This window comes from Gordonia aquimaris (assembly GCF_026262595.1).
Classification (GTDB): Bacteria; Actinomycetota; Actinomycetes; order Mycobacteriales; family Mycobacteriaceae; genus Gordonia; species Gordonia tangerina.
Genome location: NZ_JAPKFM010000057.1, coordinates 1 through 3,438, shown reverse-complemented (window position 1 = coordinate 3,438; position 3,438 = coordinate 1). Strand labels below are relative to the sequence as shown.

Below are 3,438 nucleotides of genomic sequence, written 5' to 3'. Positions count from 1 at the left end.
TCGGCGGTGTCCTACTCTCCCACACTGGTTAGGGTGCAGTACCATTGGCGCTGGAGGGCTTAGCTTCCGGGTTCGGAATGGGACCGGGCGTTTCCCCTCCGCTATGGCCGCCGAAACATTGTGAAACCCACACACGGGTTTGTTTATTGTTGTGTGTTGTTTCAGAAGTGTCATAGTGGATGCGAGCAATGCTTTATTACTCAACGTCTTTGTTGGTGTTGAGTGTTGTTGTAAGTCCTCGGCCGATTAGTACCAGTCACCTACACACATTGCTGTGCTTCCAGTTCTGGCCTATCAACCCCATGGTCTGTAGGGGGCCTTAACCACTCGAAGGTGGTGAGAAACCTCATCTTGGAACAGGCTTCCCGCTTAGATGCTTTCAGCGGTTATCCCTTCCGAACGTAGCTAACCAGCAGTGCCCCTGGCGGGACAACTGGCACACCAGAGGTTCGTCCGTCCCGGTCCTCTCGTACTAGGGACAGGTTTCCTCAAGTTTCTAGACGCGCGCGGCGGATAGAGACCGAACTGTCTCACGACGTTCTAAACCCAGCTCGCGTGCCGCTTTAATGGGCGAACAGCCCAACCCTTGGGACCTACTCCAGCCCCAGGATGCGACGAGCCGACATCGAGGTGCCAAACCATCCCGTCGATATGGACTCTTGGGGAAGATCAGCCTGTTATCCCCGGGGTACCTTTTATCCGTTGAGCGACACCACTTCCACACGTTGGTGCCGGATCACTAGTCCCGACTTTCGTCCCTGCTCGACATGTACGTCTCACAGTCAAGCTCCCTTGTGCACTTACACTCAACACCTGATTGCCAACCAGGCTGAGGGAACCTTTGGGCGCCTCCGTTACATTTTGGGAGGCAACCGCCCCAGTTAAACTACCCACCAGGCACTGTCCCTGAACCCGATCAGGGTCCGAGGTTAGAAGTCCAATACGATCAGAGTGGTATTTCAACAACGACTCCACCCACACTAGCGTGCGAGTTTCACAGTCTCCCACCTATCCTACACAAACCGAACCGAACACCAATACCAAGCTATAGTGAAGGTCCCGGGGTCTTTTCGTCCTGCCGCGCGTAACGAGCATCTTTACTCGTACTGCAATTTCGCCGAGTCTGTGGTTGAGACAGCAGAGAAGTCGTTACGCCATTCGTGCAGGTCGGAACTTACCCGACAAGGAATTTCGCTACCTTAGGATGGTTATAGTTACCACCGCCGTTTACTGGGGCTTAAATTCTCAGCTTCACCACCGAAGTGATTAACCGGTCCTCTTAACCTTCCAGCACCGGGCAGGCGTCAGTCCGTATACATCGTCTTACGACTTCGCACGGACCTGTGTTTTTAGTAAACAGTCGCTTCTCTCTGGTCTCTGCGACCCACACCAGCTCACACCGCGAGGGCGGTCACCGGGATGGGTCCCCCTTCTCCCGAAGTTACGGGGGCATTTTGCCGAGTTCCTTAACCACAGTTCTCTCGATCGCCTTAGTATTCTCTACCTGACCACCTGTGTTGGTTTGGGGTACGGGCCGTGTACCAACTCACTAGAGGCTTTTCTCGGCAGCATAGGATCATGGAATTCGCCGCAACGGCTACGCATCACCTCTCAGGATATCCGCGGCACGGATTTACCTATGCCACTCCCTACAGGCTTACACCAGTACAACCACTGACTGGCCCCACTACCTTCCTGCGTCACCCCATCGCTTGCCTACTACCAACCAAGGTCCCATGCAGCCCCATCCGGTCACCCGAAGGTGATCCATCTGGTTTTGGATGGTTAGTACAGTTGATTCAGCATGGGCGCGGATACACGGGTACGGGAATATCAACCCGTTGTCCATCGACTACGCCTGTCGGCCTCGCCTTAGGTCCCGACTCACCCTGGGCGGATTAGCCTGGCCCAGGAACCCTTGGTCATCCGGCGGCAGAGTTTCTCACTCTGCTTTCGCTACTCATGCCTGCATTCTCACTCCCACACCCTCCACCACTAGATCACTCTGTGGCTTCCACGGATGCAGGACGCTCCCCTACCCACCCACACACCTGGTCGGAGTTCCGTAAAACCCCGACGGGCTATATGTGAGTGCCGCGGCTTCGGCGGTGTACTTGAGCCCCGCTACATTGTCGGCGCAGGATCACTTGACCAGTGAGCTATTACGCACTCTTTCAAGGGTGGCTGCTTCTAAGCCAACCTCCTGGTTGTCTTCGCGACCCCACATCCTTTTCCACTTAGTACACGCTTAGGGGCCTTAGCCGGCGATCTGGGCTGTTTCCCTCTCGACTACGAACCTTATCGCCCGCAGTCTCACTGCAGTGCTCTCACTTACCGGCATTCGGAGTTTGGCTGACGTCAGTAACCTAGTAGGGCCCATCGGCCATCCAGTAGCTCTACCTCCAGTAAGAAACACACCACGCTGCACCTAAATGCATTTCGGGGAGAACCAGCTATCACGGAGTTTGATTGGCCTTTCACCCCTACCCACAACTCATCCCCTCCATTTTCAACTGAAGTGGGTTCGGGCCTCCACGACGTCTTACCGACGCTTCACCCTGGCCATGGGTAGATCACTCCGCTTCGGGTCTAGACCCAGCGACTCAACGCCCTATTCAGACTCGCTTTCGCTACGGCTACCCCACACGGGTTAACCTCGCCACCGAGCACTAACTCGCAGGCTCATTCTTCAAAAGGCACGCCATCACCCACAGCCGACCAAACGACTCACAGGCTTTGACGGATTGTAAGCGTCCGGTTTCAGGTACTATTTCACTCCCCTCCCGGGGTACTTTTCACCTTTCCCTCACGGTACTCGTCCGCTATCGGTCACCAGGAAGTATTCAGGCTTACCGGGTGGTCCCGGCAGATTCACAGCAGATTCCACGAGCCCGCTGCTACTTGGGCACCCATCACGCAAGACCACAGGCTTTCAGCTACCGGACTCTCACCGACTACGGCAGACCATTCCAGGCCACTTCACCTAACCCACGGTTTTATCACTCACGCCCAGACAGGTAGATCCGGGAAGACAGGCCCCACAACACCACACACACAACCCCTACCCGGTATCACATGCGCATGGTTTAGCCTCCTCCGCTTTCGCTCGCCACTACTCACGGAATCACAATTGTTTTCTCTTCCTATGGGTACTGAGATGTTTCACTTCCCCACGTTCCCCCCACACCAGCTATACATTCACTGGGTGGTAACACGACATCACTCGTGCTGGGTTTCCCCATTCGGACACCCTCGGATCACAGCTCGTTTGACAACTCCCCGAGGACTATCGCGGCCTACCACGTCCTTCATCGGCTCCTGGTACCAAGGCATCCACCGAACGCCCTAAAACACTTACAACAACACCTACACAACCCACAGGAACAACAGCATTCACAACAAACACCACATCCTGCAGCAGTGTAGACAACACACACA

At 55.2% G+C, this 3,438-nt stretch carries 2 rRNA genes; both read right to left on the bottom strand.

Annotation, left to right across the window (positions count from 1 at the left end):
• A 5S ribosomal RNA gene (gene rrf / locus OSB52_RS24495) occupies positions 1–115 on the bottom strand; the annotation flags it as partial.
• A 111-nt stretch (positions 116–226) separates the two neighbouring features.
• Positions 227–3,360, bottom strand: a 23S ribosomal RNA gene (locus tag OSB52_RS24490).
• Positions 3,361–3,438 lie beyond the last annotated feature (78 nt).